This is a genomic window from Streptococcus halitosis (assembly GCF_023147855.1).
Lineage (GTDB): Bacteria > Bacillota > Bacilli > Lactobacillales > Streptococcaceae > Streptococcus > Streptococcus halitosis_B.
In genome coordinates this window covers 495,812-511,266 of the sequence record NZ_JAHXOP010000001.1, presented here as the reverse complement: position 1 = coordinate 511,266, position 15,455 = coordinate 495,812, and the positions used below count along the sequence as shown (strand labels likewise).

Genomic DNA, 15,455 nt, shown 5'->3' with positions numbered 1-15,455 from the left:
TAAAATAGTAGGACAAGAGACAAGAAAGAGGATTTGATGTGAAGATTCGGATGCGAAATAGGATTCAGTTTGATGAACAGTTGGAAGTCGTTGACCAACTCTATGACGTGGAAGTGCATAAAAAGGGCGATTATAGCTATCTGCTTTTCTACAATGAGGAAAAGGAAAAAGTGGTTCTCAAGTTTCATGAAGAAGAACTGGTGATGACCCGTTTTTCCAATCCGAAGACTATTATGAGATTTCTAAAGGATAGTGATAGTTTAGCCTATATTCCGACTCCAATGGGAATGCAAGAGTTTATCATTCAAACGAATCACTACAAACTGGATGGGCAAAAGATTGAGCTCGCCTATCAACTGCAAAACCAAGAGGGACAACCCTTTGCCAGCTATCAATTAGAAATTACTTGGGGATAAGAAAAAGGTTGGCGAATGCCAACCTTATTTGATATAGAGTTCTTGATTTTTTAGGACAATTTCACGCACACTTGCGAATTTCTTGAGTTTTTTAAGTTCTTCAGGATGGGTTACGAGAGTGATAACATAGCCCTCTTTACCCATGCGACCTGTACGGCCAGCGCGGTGAGTGTAGGTTTCCATATCTCTAGGGACGTCGAAATTGACAACACATTCCAAGCTATCAATGTCAATTCCACGAGCCAGAAGGTCAGTTGCAAGGAGCAGGGTTAGCTGTTTGTCTTTAAACTTTTCTAAGATGACTTTTCGGAATTTAACATTGACATCACTAGCGAGGGAGACAGCCAAGACATCACGATACTGTAATTTTTCTTCTGCACTTCCAAGATCTGATAGGCTATTAAAGAAAACTAGTCCGCGGAAATCCTCAACATGAGCCAGCTTTCGTAGCATATCTACTCGGTGACGTTGGTCTACCTGCATGTAGAAGTGTTGGATATTGTCCAGTTTTTGATCAGATAGATCAATGGTGCGCGTGTTTGGTGCAATCTTTTCTTGGTCAAACTTGGTCGTCGCACTCATGTAGATGAGTTGGTGGTCACGAGGTGCGTAGTGGGTGATTTTCTCAACAAAGTGAATCTGAGAATCATCGAGCAATTGGTCAAATTCATCCAGAATGATGGTTTCCACATTCATCATCTTGATTTTTTTCAATTTAATCAACTCAAAGATACGGCCAGGGGTTCCAATCAGAATTTCTGGTCCTTTTTTTAGGCGTTCAATCTGGCGTTTCTGACTGGAACCTGATAAGAAGAGCTGAGCAGTCAAGTCGATAGCCTCTGCCCACGTTTTACATACATCAAAAATCTGTCCAGCAAGTTCCGTATTTGGTGCTAGAATCAAGAGTTGTTGCGCCTTTTTCTTTTTCAGTCTGAGTAGACTTGGGAGTAAGTAAGCGAGGGTCTTACCAGTTCCTGTCGGGCTTACTCCTAGTAGGTTTTCTCCAGCAAGTATAGGCTCAAATAGTTGAGTTTGAATGGGGGTAAATTCTTGGAAACCGAGTTGGTCACTCAATTCCTGCCATTCAGTCGGTAGTTTGGTTTTCATTTTTCTGCCTCAAATCTAATGCCAGCAGTCTGGCGCATGGTATAGAGTAAATCATGAACAGAGCTTGCATCATCCAGCCAAGTCTGGTAGATCGTCTGGTCTGGTTGCTGGATCATCTGTGCAAATGCAGCAACTTCCTCAGTCATCGTATGGGGAGCTTGTTGGATAGGGAGCTGGATTGGATTTCCTTGGTGGTCGCTAAAAATAGCTGAGCGGACATGTTCAATCGTGTTAAGGGTCAAGGTTCCATCTGCTGTGTAAATCTCACAAGGAAGATTGGAAGTAATGTTTTTTCCTGCCTTGATATGAACTTGAAATTCTGGGTAGAAGAGGATACCATCACCATTTAAGTCAATGCTATTGTTAAGCTGTTTAGCCTGATAAGTCGCGTCCTGAGCCTTTCCAAAGAGGCGAATAGCAGCATAGAGAGGATAAATCCCCAAATCCATAAGGGCTCCACCAGCAAAACGATCTGAAAAAACATTTGGCGTCTCCCCTGCCAACAAATCCGGCATCTTGGAAGAATACTTGGCATAGTTGAAATCTGCTCCCCAAATTTGTTTGTCTGCCAAAAAAATCTTGATAGTGGTAAAGGCTTCCTCGTGGTAATTACGAGCTGCCTCAAAGATAAAACAGTGATTTTTCTCAGCTGTCTGTATCAAATCCAGCCACTCTTGTGGCTGAGTGACAGCTGGCTTTTCAAGAATGACGTGCTTACCAGCAGACAAGGCAGCCTTGGCTTGAACAAAATGCAAGGAGTTTGGACTGGCGATATAGACCACATCAAAGGAAGACTTAAAGAAGTCTTCTAATTGATCAAAGAGTTGGATATTTTCATAGCGAGAAGCAAAGGTTGCGGCAGTTTCTAGTTTTCTAGAATAGACTGCAACCAGCTGGTATTCTCCGCTAGCATGGGCTGCTTCTATGAAATGATGGCTGATAGCCCCTGTTCCGATGATACCTAATTTAAGCATAAATACTCCTTTTCCGACTTCAAATCCTTCCTTCATTATAACATAGAAAAGAAGGACTATCCAACAGATGGTAAAAATTTTCAAATGGGCTACGAATTTCTTGGAGAAAGTGGTACAATATTGAAATGAGTAAATGAAACTGAATTGGGAGAGAAAATGAGATTATTACCAATAAGGAAAATATCACGTCAGTCTAAGCGACTAGCGCTTTTTTTGACTTTTTGTGCAGGATATGTCGATGCTTATACTTTTATCGTGCGAGGGAATACCCTTGTCGCTGGACAAACTGGGAATGTTGTTTTTCTTTCTGTAGGACTCATTCAACAAAATGTATCGGATGCTAGTGCTAAAGTAATGACCTTGCTTTTCTTTATGATGGGGGTCTTTTTACTAACAGTTTATAAGGAAAAATTGAGAATTGTGAAAAAGCCAATTTTGTCCTTGATTCCACTTGCAGTCCTGTCCCTAATTATAGGCTTTGTGCCGCAAACGGTTGATAATATCTATCTCGTACCGCCATTGGCCTTTTGTATGGGATTGGTGACAACAGCCTTTGGAGAAGTGTCAGGGATTGCCTATAATAATGCTTTTATGACAGGGAATATCAAACGTACCATGTTAGCTTTTGGAGACTATTTCCGGACCAAGCATACGCCTTTTCTACGAGAGGGCTTGATTTTTGTTAGCTTGCTTAGCAGTTTTGTCTTCGGAGTTGTTTTTTCAGCTTATTTGACGATTTACTATCAGGAGAAAACAATTCTAGGTGTTCCTCTTATGATGAGTATCTTTTACTTCAGTATGCTTTTTGCTTCTTGGAGGAAAAAAGGGAAAGAAAAAGCTTAAATTTGATTGATTTCGCTTGTAAGAAAAAAGAAGATATGCTATACTTGAAGAGTTGACTATGCACAATCCTGTGCAACCGCACGAACATCGTTGCTCACATAGTGAGTATAAAGTGGTTCGTCCCACGATGCTAGGCGAGTCTTCACAAAAATACGGGGAAACCCTAAAAATCATAGGAGGTGCATAATGAGCACATACGCAATTATCAAAACTGGCGGAAAACAAGTTAAAGTTGAAGTTGGTCAAGCAGTTTACGTTGAAAAATTGAACGTTGAAGCTGGTCAAGAAGTTACTTTTAACGAAGTTGTTCTTGTTGGTGGTGAAAACACTGTTGTCGGAACTCCACTTGTTGCTGGAGCTACTGTAGTTGGAACTGTTGAAAAACAAGGAAAACAAAAGAAAGTTGTTACATACAAGTACAAACCTAAAAAAGGTAGCCACCGTAAACAAGGTCACCGTCAACCATATACAAAAGTTGTCATCAACGCGATCAACGCTTAATTTTAAGGAGAACACATGATACAAGCAGTCTTTGAGAGAGCCGAAGATGGCGAGCTGAGGAGTGCGGAAATTACTGGACACGCCGAAAGTGGCGAATACGGCTTAGATGTCGTGTGTGCATCGGTTTCTACGCTTGCCATTAACTTTATCAATTCCATTGAGAAATTTGCAGGCTATGAACCAATCTTAGAATTAAACGAAGATGAAGGTGGCTATCTAAAGGTTGAAATACCAGCGGATCTTCCTTCGCACCAGAGAGAAATGACCCAGTTATTCTTTGAATCATTTTTCTTAGGTATGGCAAACTTATCGGAGAACTCTTCTGAGTTCGTCCAAACCAGAGTTATCACAGAAAACTAACACGGAGGAAAACATTATGTTAAAAATGACTCTTAACAACTTGCAACTTTTCGCCCACAAAAAAGGTGGAGGTTCTACATCAAATGGACGTGATTCACAAGCGAAACGTCTTGGAGCTAAAGCAGCTGACGGACAAACTGTAACAGGTGGATCAATCCTTTACCGTCAACGTGGTACGCACATCTATCCAGGTGTAAACGTTGGACGTGGTGGAGACGATACTTTGTTCGCTAAAGTTGAAGGCGTAGTACGCTTTGAACGTAAAGGACGCGATAAAAAACAAGTTTCTGTTTACCCAATCGCAAAATAAAAAGGTCCAGTGAACCTTTTTATCCCGAGCCTTGAAATATAAAGGCGAGGAAGCTAGAAATAGCATTAAATCAGGCTTTCCGAGTTTTCGGAGAGCCTATTTTTTTGTTTTGATACCCATATCGAATTTAATAAAGAATAGTTAGATTTAAACTTGCGATGGACACTTTTTTCTTTTTTGGAAAAATTCTGAAATATGGTATAATGAACAGATAGAGAAGTTGGGGGTAGAAGATGAATATTCAACAATTACGCTATGTTGTGGCCATTGCCAATAGTGGTACTTTCCGTGAAGCTGCTGAAAAGATGTATGTTAGTCAGCCGAGTCTGTCTATTTCTGTTCGCGATTTGGAAAAAGAGTTAGGTTTTAAAATTTTCCGTCGTACGAGTTCAGGAACGTTTTTGACTCGTCGTGGAATGGAATTTTATGAGAAAGCGCAAGAATTGGTCAAAGGTTTTGATGTTTTTCAAAATCAGTATGCCAATCCTGAGGAAGAAAAGGATGAATTTTCCATTGCCAGCCAGCACTATGACTTCTTGCCACCAACCATTACGGCCTTTTCAGAACGTTATCCTGATTATAAGAACTTTCGTATTTTTGAGTCTACTACAGTTCAGATATTAGACGAAGTGGCCCAAGGACATAGTGAGATTGGGATTATCTACCTCAACAATCAAAATAAAAAGGGCATCATGCAACGGGTTGAAAAGTTAGGTCTTGAAGTCATTGAGTTGATTCCTTTCCAGACTCACATTTATCTCCGTGAAGGGCATCCTTTAGCACAGAAAGAGGAATTGGTCATGGAGGATTTAGCGGATCTGCCAACGGTTCGTTTTACCCAGGAAAAGGATGAGTATCTATACTATTCAGAGAACTTTGTTGACACCAGCGCGAGCTCCCAGATGTTCAATGTGACCGACCGTGCTACTTTGAATGGTATTTTGGAGCGGACGGATGCTTATGCGACTGGATCTGGATTTTTAGATAGTGACAGTGTCAATGGCATCACAGTTATTCGTCTCAAGGATAATTTAGATAACCGCATGGTCTATGTCAAACGTGAGGAAGTGGAGCTTAGCCAAGCTGGGACTCTTTTCGTTGAGGTTATGCAAGAATATTTTGATCAAAAGAGGAAATCATGAAAAAAAGAGGAATAGTAGCAGTCATTATACTGCTTTTGATTGGGCTGGATCAGTGGGTTAAAGCCTATGTTGTCCAGCAGATTCCACTGGGTGAAGTGCGTTCGTGGATCCCCAATCTCGTTAGCTTGACCTATCTGCAAAATAGAGGGGCAGCCTTCTCCATGCTACAAGATCAGCAGTGGTTATTTGCTGTTATTACACTGGTCGTCATGGTGGGTGCCATTTGGTATTTACATAAACACATGGAGGATTCTCTCTGGTTGGTTTTTGGACTGACTTTGATAATCGCGGGAGGTCTGGGCAACTTTATCGACAGAATGAGTCAAGGTTTTGTGGTGGATATGTTTCACCTAGACTTTATCAACTTTGCGATTTTCAATGTTGCTGACAGCTATTTGACAGTTGGTGTGATTGTTTTATTGATTGCAATGCTTAAAGAGGAAGTAAATGGAAATTAAAATTGAAACTGGTGGGCAACGTCTAGACAAGGCTTTGTCAGATCTGACAGAATTATCTCGCAGTCTCGCGAATGAACAAATCAAGGCTGGACAAGTTTTGGTTAATGGGCAAGTAAAGAAAGCAAAATACACTGTCCAAGAGGGCGATGTAGTCACTTACCATGTGCCAGAACCAGAGATTTTAGAGTATGTGGCTGAGAATCTGCCGCTCGAGATCATCTACCAAGATGAGGATGTAGCTGTTGTTAACAAAACTCAAGGGATGGTGGTTCATCCCAGCGCCGGTCATACCAGCGGAACCTTGGTCAATGCCCTCATGTACCATATCAAGGACTTGTCAGGTATCAATGGGGTTCTCCGCCCAGGTATCGTTCACCGCATTGACAAGGACACGTCTGGTCTGCTTATGATTGCAAAAAATGATGAGGCCCACTTGGCACTTGCCCAAGAACTCAAGGATAAGAAGTCTCTACGTAAATACTGGGCGATTGTTCATGGCAATCTGCCAAATGATCGTGGTGTGATTGAAGCTCCGATTGGTCGTAGTGAAAAAGATCGTAAGAAACAGGCAGTGACTGCTAAAGGGAAGCCAGCAGTGACTCGTTTTCACGTCTTGGAACGCTTTGGAGATTATAGTTTGCTAGAGTTGCAACTGGAAACAGGGCGTACTCACCAAATCCGTGTTCATATGGCTTATATTGGCCATCCAGTCGCTGGGGATGAGGTCTATGGCCCTCGTAAAACCCTGAAAGGACATGGACAGTTTCTCCATGCCAAGACTCTAGGTTTTACCCATCCGAGAACAGGTGAAACCTTGGAGTTCACAGCAGATATTCCAGAGATTTTTAAAGAAACGCTGGAAAGATTGCGAAAAAATGAGAATAGATAAAAGAGTTGAGATGCCTTGTCTCAACCTTTTTCATTTCAAGTCTTTTCTATTTTAAAGTATTCATGTTATAATGGATAAATATGAAGAATCGGAGTGAGAATATGAAGCACAAACGAATCGTCTTTAAGGTGGGGACCTCCTCCTTAACAAATGAAGACGGGAGTTTATCAAGAAGTAAAGTAAAGGCAATTACCCAGCAATTGGCTATGCTGCATGAGGCTGGACATGAGTTGATTTTAGTGTCATCTGGGGCAGTTGCCGCTGGATTTGGAGCTTTGGGTTTTAAAAAGCGTCCTACTAAGATTGCAGATAAACAAGCTTCGGCTGCAGTTGGTCAGGGACTTTTGTTGGAAGAATACACAACCAACCTCCTCATGAGCCAGATCGTTTCAGCGCAAATTTTGCTGACACAGGATGATTTTGTAGATAAACGTCGCTATAAGAATGCCCACCAGGCCTTGTCTGTATTGCTTCATCGTGGTGCAATCCCCATCATCAACGAGAATGACAGTGTCGTTATTGATGAGCTCAAGGTCGGGGACAATGACACTCTGAGTGCCCAGGTAGCGGCGATGGTTCAAGCAGACCTTTTAGTTCTCTTGACCGATGTGGACGGTCTCTATACTGGAAATCCCAACTCAGATCCAACAGCCAAACGTTTGGAGAAAATCGAGACTATCAATCGTGAGATTATTGATATGGCTGGTGGAGCAGGTTCGTCAAACGGTACTGGGGGCATGCTAACAAAAATCAAGGCTGCAACTATTGCTACGGAGTCAGGTGTGCCAGTCTATATTTGCTCCTCCTTGAAATCAGATGCCCTGATTGAGGCGGCGGAGGAGACCAAGGATGGTTCCTTCTTTGTTGCGCAAGAGAAGGGACTTCGTACCCAGAAACAATGGCTGGCCTTCTATGCTCAAAGTCAGGGAACGATCTGGGTAGATGGTGGAGCTGCAGAGGCACTTTCAAAAAACGGGAAAAGTCTCCTTTTATCAGGCGTTGTAGAAGTGGAAGGAAGCTTCTCTTACCACGATATTGTAACAGTGGCTGATAAAGAAACAGGTCAATCTCTTGGAAAGGGACGCGTCCAATTTGGCGTCTCAGCCCTAGAAGATATGCTCCGTTCTCAAAAAGCTAAGGGAGTCTTGATTCACCGTGATGACTGGATTTCCATCACTCCTGAAATCCAGCTGCTCTTTACAGAATTTTAGAGGTGAACGATGGTAAGTACACAAGAACAATTTGAACAGGTACAGACTGTTAAGAAATCAATCAATACTGCCAGTGAAGCAGTGAAAAACCAAGCCTTGCTAGCCATGGCTGATCAGTTATTGGCAGCTACTGAGGAGATTTTAGCGGCCAATGCCCTTGATATGTCAGCGGCCAAGGGAACAATCTCAGATGTTATGCTAGACCGTCTTTATTTGGATGCGGGACGTATAGAAGCGATGGCAAATGGAATTCGTGAAGTGGTTGCTTTACCAGATCCTATCGGTGAAGTTTTAGAAACAAGTCAGTTTGAAAATGGCTTGGTTATTACCAAGAAGCGTGTGGCTATGGGGGTTATTGGTATTATCTATGAAAGTCGTCCAAATGTGACGTCTGATGCGGCTGCTTTGGCTCTCAAAAGTGGCAATGCGGTCGTTCTTCGTAGTGGTAAGGACGCCTACCAAACAGCTCATGCTATTGTTACAGCCTTGAAGAAGGGTTTGGAGACGACTACCATACATCCAGAGGTGATTCAACTGGTGGAAGATACTAGCCGTGAAAGTAGCTATGCTATGATGAAGGCCAAGGGCTATCTAGACCTTCTCATACCTCGTGGAGGCGCTGGCTTGATCAATGCCGTGGTTGAAAATGCTATCGTGCCTGTTATTGAGACGGGAACTGGAATTGTTCATGTTTATGTCGATAAGGATGCCGATGAAGACAAGGCTCTAGCCATCATCAACAATGCTAAAACTAGTCGCCCTTCTGTCTGCAATGCTATGGAGGTTTTGCTGGTTCATGAAGACAAGGCAGCACGTTTTCTTCCTCGCTTGGAGAAAGTGCTGGTTACAAGTCGGAAAGAAGCTGGACTGGAACCAATTCAATTCCGCTTGGATGAGAAAGCAAGTCAGTTTGTTTCAGGTCGAACAGCTGAGGCCCAAGACTTTGACACTGAGTTTTTAGATTATATCCTAGCGGTTAAGGTTGTGAGTAGTTTAGAAGAAGCGGTTGCGCATATTGAAGCTCACAGTACCCATCATTCGGATGCCATTGTGACGGAAAATACTGAAGCTGCAACTTACTTTACAGATCAAGTAGATTCAGCAGCGGTTTATGTCAATGCCTCAACGCGTTTCACTGATGGTGGGCAATTTGGTCTTGGATGTGAGATGGGGATTTCTACTCAGAAACTGCATGCGCGTGGGCCAATGGGCTTGAAGGAGTTGACTAGCTACAAGTATGTGGTTACTGGTGACGGACAGATAAGGGAGTAAGAGATGAAGATTGGATTTATCGGTTTGGGGAATATGGGTTCTAGCTTGGCGAAAGCTGTCTTGCAGGCCAAAACGGGTGCTCAGATTCTCCTTGCCAATCGTAGTCAAGCGAAAGTAGATGCTTTCATCACTAATTTCGGTGGTCAGGCTTCCAGCAATGAAGAAATTTTTGCAGAAGCAGATGTGATTTTTCTAGGAGTTAAGCCTGCTCAGTTCTCAGACTTGCTTTCTCAATATCAGACTATTCTTGAAAAACGAGAGAGTCTTCTTTTGATTTCCATGGCGGCTGGATTGACTTTGGAAAAACTGGCAAGTCTTCTGCCAAGTCAACACCGAATTATTCGCATCATGCCCAATACACCAGTGGCTATCGGCCAAGGAGTGATTAGTTACGCTTTATCAGAAAACTGTTGTGCTGAGGACAGGGAGCTCTTTTGTCAGCTTTTAGCCAAGGCTGGTCTCTTGGTTGAGCTGGGGGATGGCTTAATCGATGCTGCGACAGGTCTTGCAGGTTGTGGACCAGCCTTTGTCTACCTTTTTATCGAGGCTTTAGCAGATGCGGGTGTGCAGACAGGATTGCCACGAGAAATGGCTTTGAAAATGGCAGCCCAAACAGTAGTCGGCGCTGGGCAAATGGTTCTCGAAAGCCAGCAACATCCTGGAGTTTTGAAAGACCAAGTTTGTAGTCCAGGTGGTTCGACTATCGCTGGTGTAGCAAGTCTGGAAGAACATGCCTTTAGAGGCACAGTCATGGACGCAGTTCAGCAATCCTACAAACGAACACAAGAACTAGGTAAATAAGAGGTTGGATGACTCCCAGCCTCTTTTATGGTCGATTGAATGGAGAAGACACAAAAAGATTGTCACAAAAACCTATTTTTTTGATAGAATAGAAGGTAGAAAAAAAGAAATGAGTTAGACATGTCAAAAGGATTTTTAGTCTCTCTTGAGGGACCAGAGGGAGCAGGAAAGACCAGTGTTTTAGAGGCTCTGCTCCCAATTTTAGAGGAAAAAGGAGTAGAGGTGCTGACGACCCGTGAGCCAGGTGGAGTCTTGATTGGAGAGAAGATTCGGGAAGTGATTTTGGACCCAAGTCATACGCAGATGGATCCTAAAACGGAACTCCTTCTCTATATTGCCAGTCGTAGACAGCACTTAGTGGAAAAAGTTCTTCCAGCACTTGAAGCTGGCAAGTTGGTCATTATGGACCGCTTCATCGATAGTTCCGTTGCTTATCAGGGATTTGGCCGTGGCTTGGATATTGATGCCATTGATTGGCTCAATCACTTTGCGACAGATGGCCTCAAACCCGATTTGACACTTTATTTTGACATTGAGGTGGAAGAAGGATTGGCTCGCATTGCTGCTAATAGTGACCGCGAGGTCAATCGTTTGGACTTGGAAGGCTTGGACTTGCACAAGAAAGTCCGTCAAGGCTACCTTTCTCTTCTGGACAAAGAAGGAAATCGCATTGTCAAGATTGATGCGAGTCTTCCTTTGGAGCAAGTTGTGGAAACTACCAAGGCTGTCTTGTTTGACAGAATGGGCTTGGATAAATGAAACAAGATCAACTAAAGGCTTGGCAGCCAGACCAGTTTGACCGCTTTGTCCGTATCCTAGAACAAGAACAGCTCAATCACGCCTATCTCTTTTCAGGTTTCTTTGGAAGCTTGGAAATGGCGCAGTTTTTGGCTAAGAGCCTCTTTTGTACGGATAAAGTAGGCGTTCTACCATGTGAGAAATGCCGAAACTGCAAGCTGATTGAGATGGAAGAATTTCCCGATGTTACTTTGATTAAGCCAGTCAATCAGGTCATCAAGACAGAACGGGTTCGAGAATTAGTGGGTCAGTTTTCCCAAGCAGGGATTGAAAGTCAGCAGCAGGTTTTTATTATCGAGCAGGCGGATAAAATGCATCCTAACGCGGCCAATTCTCTGCTCAAGGTCATCGAAGAACCCCAGAGTGAAGTTTACATTTTCTTCTTGACCAGCGATGAGGAAAAGATATTACCGACTATCCGTAGTCGGACGCAGATTTTCCACTTTAAAAAGCAAGAAGAAAAGCTCATCTTGCTCTTAGAACAAATGGGACTGGTTAAGAAAAAGGCGACTCTTTTAGCCCAGTTTTGTCAGTCACGAGCTGAAGCAGAAAAGTTGGCAAACCAGGCGAGCTTTTGGACCTTGGTCGATGAGAGCGAACGCCTGCTGACTTGGTTATTAGCCAAGAAAAAAGAAAGTTATCTCCAAGTTGCTAAATTAGCCAGCTTGGCAGATGACAAGGAAAAACAAGATCAGGTCTTGCGAATCCTCGAAGTGCTCTGTGGACAGGACCTCTTGCAAGCAAGGATTCGACAGATTTTACAAGATTTGCTAGAAGCTAGAAAAATGTGGCAAGCCAATGTCAGCTTTCAAAATGCCATGGAATATCTGGTCTTGAAAGAAATATAAACTCAATGAAGGATAAAGAAAGGAAAGGGCTGGTTTATGGATAAAAAAGAATTATTTGACGCGCTGGACGATTTTTCCCAACAGTTACTGGTGACCTTGGCCGATGTAGAAGCCATCAAGAAAAATCTCAAGAGCCTGGTAGAGGAAAATACAGCTCTTCGCTTGGAAAATAGTAAGTTGCGCGAACGCTTGGGCGAGGTGGAAGCAGATACACCTGTTAAGGCCAAGCATGTTCGTGAAAGCGTCCGTCGGATCTATAAAGATGGGTTTCACGTATGTAATGATTTTTATGGACAACGCCGAGAGCAGGACGAGGAATGTATGTTCTGTGACGAGTTGTTATACAGGGAGTAAGTATGCAGATTCAAAAAAGTTTTAAGGGGCAATCTCCTTATGGCAAACTTTACCTAGTGGCAACGCCGATTGGAAATCTAGACGATATGACCTTTCGTGCCATCCAGACTTTGAAAGAGGTGGACTGGATTGCGGCTGAGGACACGCGCAATACCGGTCTTTTGCTCAAGCATTTTGATATTTCAACCAAACAGATCAGTTTTCACGAGCACAATGCCAAGGAAAAAATTCCTGATTTGATTGGTTTTCTGAAGGCGGGACAAAGTATCGCTCAGGTCTCTGATGCGGGTCTGCCTAGTATCTCAGACCCTGGGCATGATTTGGTCAAGGCAGCTATTGAGGAAGAAATCGCAGTTGTTACCGTTCCAGGTGCCAGTGCAGGCATCTCTGCCTTGATTGCCAGTGGCCTAGCACCACAACCACATATCTTTTACGGTTTCTTACCTAGAAAATCAGGCCAGCAAAAGCAATTTTTCGACTTGAAAAAAGATTACCCAGAAACTCAGATTTTCTATGAATCGCCCCATCGTGTAGCGGATACGCTAGAAAATATGCTAGCAGTATACGGTGACCGCTCGGTAGTCTTGGTCAGGGAATTGACTAAAATCTATGAAGAATACCAACGAGGAAAGATTTCTGAATTACTGGAAAGCATCGCTGAAACGCCACTCAAGGGAGAATGCCTTCTCATCGTTGAAGGTGCTAGTAAGGATGTGGAGGAAAAGGACGAGGAGGACTTGTTTTCAGAAATCCAATCTCGTATCCAGCAAGGCATGAAGAAAAATCAAGCCATTAAGGAAGTTGCGAAACTCTACCAGTGGAATAAGAGTCAGCTCTACGCTGCCTACCACGACTGGGAAGAAAATTAAGAAAATGACTAAACAGGGAAGTTTTCCTTCTTCCCTTTTTTTGTTATACTAGTAAAAGAAAAATTAGAAAGATTTGTGGGTGTCAAATAGTCTAGTAGCTTGTTTTGATATGAACTTAGGTTCCACCCAAAGAGGTATTAGTGTCGTGTCTCAATCTTATATCAATGTTATCGGAGCAGGTTTGGCAGGTTCTGAAGCAGCTTATCAAATTGCAGAACGTGGTATTCCAGTTAAACTTTTTGAAATGCGTGGTGTAAAGCCTACACCCCAGCACAAAACAGACAATTTTGCAGAGTTGGTTTGTTCCAATTCCTTACGTGGGGATGCTTTGACCAATGCAGTTGGGCTCCTCAAGGAAGAAATGCGTCGCTTGGGTTCGGTCATCTTGGAATCTGCTGAGGCTACACGTGTTCCTGCAGGTGGTGCGCTTGCGGTGGACCGCGATGGTTTCTCAAAGATGGTGACTGAGAAAGTAGCTAATCATCCCTTAATTGAGGTGGTTCGTGATGAAATTACAGAATTGCCAACTGACGTTATTACTGTTGTCGCTACTGGTCCTTTGACCAGCGATGCCCTAGCTGAGAAGATTCATGCCCTTAATGATGGGGATGGATTCTATTTCTATGACGCGGCGGCGCCAATTATTGACGTTAACACCATCGATATGAGTAAGGTCTATCTCAAATCTCGTTATGATAAGGGAGAGGCGGCCTACCTCAATGCTCCAATGACCAAGCAAGAGTTTATGGATTTTCATGAAGCCTTGGTCAATGCGGAAGAAGCACCGCTCAATTCGTTTGAAAAAGAAAAGTACTTTGAAGGTTGTATGCCTATCGAAGTCATGGCTAAGCGTGGCATTAAAACTATGCTTTATGGTCCGATGAAGCCAGTCGGTCTGGAGTATTCAGACGACTACACAGGCCCTCGAGATGGAGAATTTAAAACACCTTATGCGGTTGTCCAGCTCCGTCAGGACAATGCGGCTGGTAGCCTCTACAATATCGTCGGTTTCCAGACCCACCTCAAATGGGGAGAACAAAAGCGTGTCTTCCAAATGATTCCAGGTCTTGAAAATGCGGAGTTTGTCCGTTATGGGGTCATGCACCGCAATTCTTACATGGATTCACCAAATCTTCTCGAGCAAACCTATCGTTCTAAGAAACAGCCCAACCTCTTCTTTGCTGGTCAAATGACGGGTGTGGAAGGCTATGTTGAGTCAGCAGCCTCAGGCTTGGTTGCAGGTATTAACGCAGCTCGCCTCTTCAAGGGTGAAAGTGAAGCTATCTTCCCAGAGACCACAGCGATCGGAAGTCTAGCTCATTATATCACTCATGCGGACAGCAAACATTTCCAACCAATGAATGTCAATTTTGGGATTATCAAGGAATTGGATGGCGAGCGTATCCGTGATAAGAAGGCTCGTTATGAAAAAATTGCAGAGCGTGCCCTTACCGACTTAGAGGAATTTTTAACTATCTAATTTTTTTCAAAGAATTGCTCATGATACTATAAAAATCTTAGAAATTGTGATAAAATAGGTAGGATAAAAAAAGGAGAGTAAAAATGGCGAACCCCAAGTATAAACGTATTTTAATCAAGTTATCAGGTGAAGCCCTTGCCGGTGAACGTGGCGTAGGGATTGATATCCAAACAGTTCAAACAATCGCAAAAGAGATTCAAGAAGTTCATAGCTTAGGTATTGAAATTGCCCTTGTTATTGGTGGAGGGAATCTCTGGCGTGGAGAGCCTGCTGCAGAAGCAGGAATGGACCGTGTTCAGGCGGATTACACTGGAATGCTTGGGACTGTTATGAATGCTCTTGTGATGGCAGATTCATTGCAACAAGTTGGTGTCGATACGCGAGTGCAAACTGCCATTGCTATGCAACAAGTGGCAGAACCTTACGTACGTGGACGTGCCCTTCGCCACCTTGAAAAAGGCCGTATCGTTATCTTTGGTGCTGGTATTGGTTCACCTTACTTCTCAACAGATACAACAGCTGCCCTTCGTGCAGCTGAAATCGAAGCGGATGCCATTCTTATGGCTAAAAATGGGGTCGATGGTGTTTACAATGCTGATCCTAAGAAAGACAAGACTGCCGTTAAGTTTGAAGAATTGACTCACCGTGATGTTATCAACAAAGGTCTTCGTATCATGGATTCAACAGCTTCAACCCTCTCTATGGACAACGACATTGACTTGGTTGTCTTTAACATGAACCAACCAGGCAATATCAAACGTGTCGTATTTGGTGAAAATATCGGAACAACAGTTTCAAACAATATCGAAGAAAAGGAATAAG

Annotated in this window: 19 protein-coding genes, 1 pseudogene and 1 other annotated feature; of the genes and pseudogenes, 17 read left to right on the top strand and 3 right to left on the bottom strand. The window is 43.2% G+C overall.

Annotated features, from left to right (window positions below):
* Positions 1-38 precede the first annotated feature (38 nt).
* Positions 39-416, top strand: coding sequence for a DUF1934 domain-containing protein (locus KZX55_RS02560; protein ID WP_248023689.1), 378 nt, complete (start codon positions 39-41; stop codon positions 414-416).
* 24 nt (positions 417-440) lie between these two features.
* On the opposite strand, the gene KZX55_RS02555 is transcribed toward KZX55_RS02560, so the two are convergent.
* Together KZX55_RS02555 and KZX55_RS02550 are read right to left on the bottom strand one after the other, a co-directional pair.
* A complete protein-coding gene (locus tag KZX55_RS02555) occupies positions 441-1,523 on the bottom strand; it encodes a DEAD/DEAH box helicase (protein ID WP_248023681.1) in 1,083 nt (360 codons plus the stop codon).
* Positions 1,520-2,497 (bottom strand): Gfo/Idh/MocA family protein, encoded by a 978-nt coding sequence (locus KZX55_RS02550; RefSeq protein ID WP_248023680.1) that lies wholly within the window; start codon positions 2,495-2,497, stop codon positions 1,520-1,522. The genes KZX55_RS02555 and KZX55_RS02550 overlap by 4 nt, the downstream gene beginning before the upstream one ends.
* Before the next feature lie 156 nt (positions 2,498-2,653).
* Between KZX55_RS02550 and KZX55_RS02545 the strand changes: the two genes are divergently transcribed.
* From KZX55_RS02545 to rpmA, 4 genes are all read left to right on the top strand, one after another.
* Entirely contained in the window at positions 2,654-3,340 is a 687-nt protein-coding gene (locus KZX55_RS02545) for a YoaK family protein (protein WP_248023678.1), read from the top strand.
* A gap of 64 nt (positions 3,341-3,404) precedes the next feature.
* Positions 3,405-3,492: a sequence feature (ribosomal protein L21 leader region), on the top strand.
* A gap of 34 nt (positions 3,493-3,526) precedes the next feature.
* Entirely contained in the window at positions 3,527-3,841 is a 315-nt protein-coding gene (gene rplU, locus KZX55_RS02540; protein WP_000109141.1) for a 50S ribosomal protein L21, read from the top strand.
* Positions 3,842-3,856: 15 nt separating this feature from the next.
* Positions 3,857-4,201 carry a ribosomal-processing cysteine protease Prp gene (locus tag KZX55_RS02535; protein ID WP_000613697.1) on the top strand — a complete coding sequence of 115 codons (345 nt, stop codon included), beginning with the start codon at positions 3,857-3,859 and terminating at the stop codon, positions 4,199-4,201.
* A 16-nt stretch (positions 4,202-4,217) separates the two neighbouring features.
* On the top strand, positions 4,218-4,511 hold the full coding sequence (rpmA, locus tag KZX55_RS02530; protein WP_000916509.1) for a 50S ribosomal protein L27: 294 nt from the start codon (positions 4,218-4,220) through the stop codon (positions 4,509-4,511).
* Positions 4,512-4,656: 145 nt separating this feature from the next.
* On the opposite strand, the pseudogene KZX55_RS02525 reads toward rpmA, so the two are convergent.
* A pseudogene (locus KZX55_RS02525) lies at positions 4,657-4,752 on the bottom strand (AraC family transcriptional regulator); the annotation flags it as partial.
* Between KZX55_RS02525 and KZX55_RS02520 the strand changes: the two are divergent.
* From KZX55_RS02520 to pyrH, 12 genes are all read left to right on the top strand, one after another.
* Positions 4,745-5,653: a LysR family transcriptional regulator gene (locus KZX55_RS02520; protein WP_001025717.1), complete on the top strand. Its 909-nt coding sequence runs from the start codon at positions 4,745-4,747 to the stop codon at positions 5,651-5,653. The pseudogene KZX55_RS02525 and the gene KZX55_RS02520 sit on opposite strands and share 8 nt — an antisense overlap.
* Positions 5,650-6,111, top strand: coding sequence for a signal peptidase II (lspA, locus tag KZX55_RS02515; protein ID WP_248023676.1), 462 nt, complete (start codon positions 5,650-5,652; stop codon positions 6,109-6,111). Before KZX55_RS02520 ends, lspA begins: the two co-directional genes overlap by 4 nt.
* Positions 6,101-7,000, top strand: coding sequence for an RluA family pseudouridine synthase (locus KZX55_RS02510; RefSeq protein WP_248023667.1), 900 nt, complete (start codon positions 6,101-6,103; stop codon positions 6,998-7,000). Before lspA ends, KZX55_RS02510 begins: the two co-directional genes overlap by 11 nt.
* Before the next feature lie 101 nt (positions 7,001-7,101).
* The gene (proB, locus tag KZX55_RS02505) at positions 7,102-8,211 is read left to right on the top strand and encodes a glutamate 5-kinase (protein WP_248023665.1); all 1,110 of its coding nucleotides are present in this window, start codon (positions 7,102-7,104) and stop codon (positions 8,209-8,211) included.
* 9 nt (positions 8,212-8,220) lie between these two features.
* Positions 8,221-9,483: a glutamate-5-semialdehyde dehydrogenase gene (locus tag KZX55_RS02500; RefSeq protein ID WP_248023654.1), complete on the top strand. Its 1,263-nt coding sequence runs from the start codon at positions 8,221-8,223 to the stop codon at positions 9,481-9,483.
* Between the two features lie 3 nt (positions 9,484-9,486).
* Complete coding sequence (proC, locus tag KZX55_RS02495) at positions 9,487-10,284, top strand: pyrroline-5-carboxylate reductase (protein WP_248023645.1); 798 nt, start codon at positions 9,487-9,489, stop codon at positions 10,282-10,284.
* Between the two features lie 120 nt (positions 10,285-10,404).
* Positions 10,405-11,043: a dTMP kinase gene (gene tmk / locus KZX55_RS02490; RefSeq protein WP_248023637.1), complete on the top strand. Its 639-nt coding sequence runs from the start codon at positions 10,405-10,407 to the stop codon at positions 11,041-11,043.
* A complete protein-coding gene (locus tag KZX55_RS02485) occupies positions 11,040-11,930 on the top strand; it encodes a DNA polymerase III subunit delta' (protein WP_248023635.1) in 891 nt (296 codons plus the stop codon). Before tmk ends, KZX55_RS02485 begins: the two co-directional genes overlap by 4 nt.
* Positions 11,931-11,966: 36 nt before the next feature.
* Positions 11,967-12,284: a DNA replication initiation control protein YabA gene (yabA, locus tag KZX55_RS02480; protein ID WP_000358229.1), complete on the top strand. Its 318-nt coding sequence runs from the start codon at positions 11,967-11,969 to the stop codon at positions 12,282-12,284.
* Positions 12,285-12,286: 2 nt separating this feature from the next.
* Positions 12,287-13,153 carry a 16S rRNA (cytidine(1402)-2'-O)-methyltransferase gene (gene rsmI, locus KZX55_RS02475; RefSeq protein ID WP_248023633.1) on the top strand — a complete coding sequence of 289 codons (867 nt, stop codon included), beginning with the start codon at positions 12,287-12,289 and terminating at the stop codon, positions 13,151-13,153.
* 145 nt (positions 13,154-13,298) lie between these two features.
* Positions 13,299-14,633 carry a methylenetetrahydrofolate--tRNA-(uracil(54)-C(5))-methyltransferase (FADH(2)-oxidizing) TrmFO gene (gene trmFO / locus KZX55_RS02470; RefSeq protein WP_248023631.1) on the top strand — a complete coding sequence of 445 codons (1,335 nt, stop codon included), beginning with the start codon at positions 13,299-13,301 and terminating at the stop codon, positions 14,631-14,633.
* An 83-nt stretch (positions 14,634-14,716) separates the two neighbouring features.
* Complete coding sequence (pyrH, locus tag KZX55_RS02465; RefSeq protein ID WP_000002996.1) at positions 14,717-15,454, top strand: UMP kinase; 738 nt, start codon at positions 14,717-14,719, stop codon at positions 15,452-15,454.
* The last annotated feature ends 1 nt before the right edge of the window (position 15,455 follow it).

Excerpts from the sequence above, each read along its gene's own strand:
- KZX55_RS02555 (WP_248023681.1), bottom strand. The coding sequence starts at position 1,523 with ATGAAAACCAAACTACCGACTGAATGGCAGGAATTGAGTGACCAACTC.
- KZX55_RS02550 (WP_248023680.1), bottom strand. The coding sequence starts at position 2,497 with ATGCTTAAATTAGGTATCATCGGAACAGGGGCTATCAGCCATCATTTC.
- KZX55_RS02545 (WP_248023678.1), top strand. The coding sequence starts at position 2,654 with ATGAGATTATTACCAATAAGGAAAATATCACGTCAGTCTAAGCGACTA.
- rplU (WP_000109141.1), top strand. The coding sequence starts at position 3,527 with ATGAGCACATACGCAATTATCAAAACTGGCGGAAAACAAGTTAAAGTT.
- KZX55_RS02535 (WP_000613697.1), top strand. The coding sequence starts at position 3,857 with ATGATACAAGCAGTCTTTGAGAGAGCCGAAGATGGCGAGCTGAGGAGT.
- rpmA (WP_000916509.1), top strand. The coding sequence starts at position 4,218 with ATGTTAAAAATGACTCTTAACAACTTGCAACTTTTCGCCCACAAAAAA.
- KZX55_RS02520 (WP_001025717.1), top strand. The coding sequence starts at position 4,745 with ATGAATATTCAACAATTACGCTATGTTGTGGCCATTGCCAATAGTGGT.
- lspA (WP_248023676.1), top strand. The coding sequence starts at position 5,650 with ATGAAAAAAAGAGGAATAGTAGCAGTCATTATACTGCTTTTGATTGGG.
- KZX55_RS02510 (WP_248023667.1), top strand. The coding sequence starts at position 6,101 with ATGGAAATTAAAATTGAAACTGGTGGGCAACGTCTAGACAAGGCTTTG.
- proB (WP_248023665.1), top strand. The coding sequence starts at position 7,102 with ATGAAGCACAAACGAATCGTCTTTAAGGTGGGGACCTCCTCCTTAACA.
- KZX55_RS02500 (WP_248023654.1), top strand. The coding sequence starts at position 8,221 with ATGGTAAGTACACAAGAACAATTTGAACAGGTACAGACTGTTAAGAAA.
- proC (WP_248023645.1), top strand. The coding sequence starts at position 9,487 with ATGAAGATTGGATTTATCGGTTTGGGGAATATGGGTTCTAGCTTGGCG.
- tmk (WP_248023637.1), top strand. The coding sequence starts at position 10,405 with ATGTCAAAAGGATTTTTAGTCTCTCTTGAGGGACCAGAGGGAGCAGGA.
- KZX55_RS02485 (WP_248023635.1), top strand. The coding sequence starts at position 11,040 with ATGAAACAAGATCAACTAAAGGCTTGGCAGCCAGACCAGTTTGACCGC.
- yabA (WP_000358229.1), top strand. The coding sequence starts at position 11,967 with ATGGATAAAAAAGAATTATTTGACGCGCTGGACGATTTTTCCCAACAG.
- rsmI (WP_248023633.1), top strand. The coding sequence starts at position 12,287 with ATGCAGATTCAAAAAAGTTTTAAGGGGCAATCTCCTTATGGCAAACTT.
- pyrH (WP_000002996.1), top strand. The coding sequence starts at position 14,717 with ATGGCGAACCCCAAGTATAAACGTATTTTAATCAAGTTATCAGGTGAA.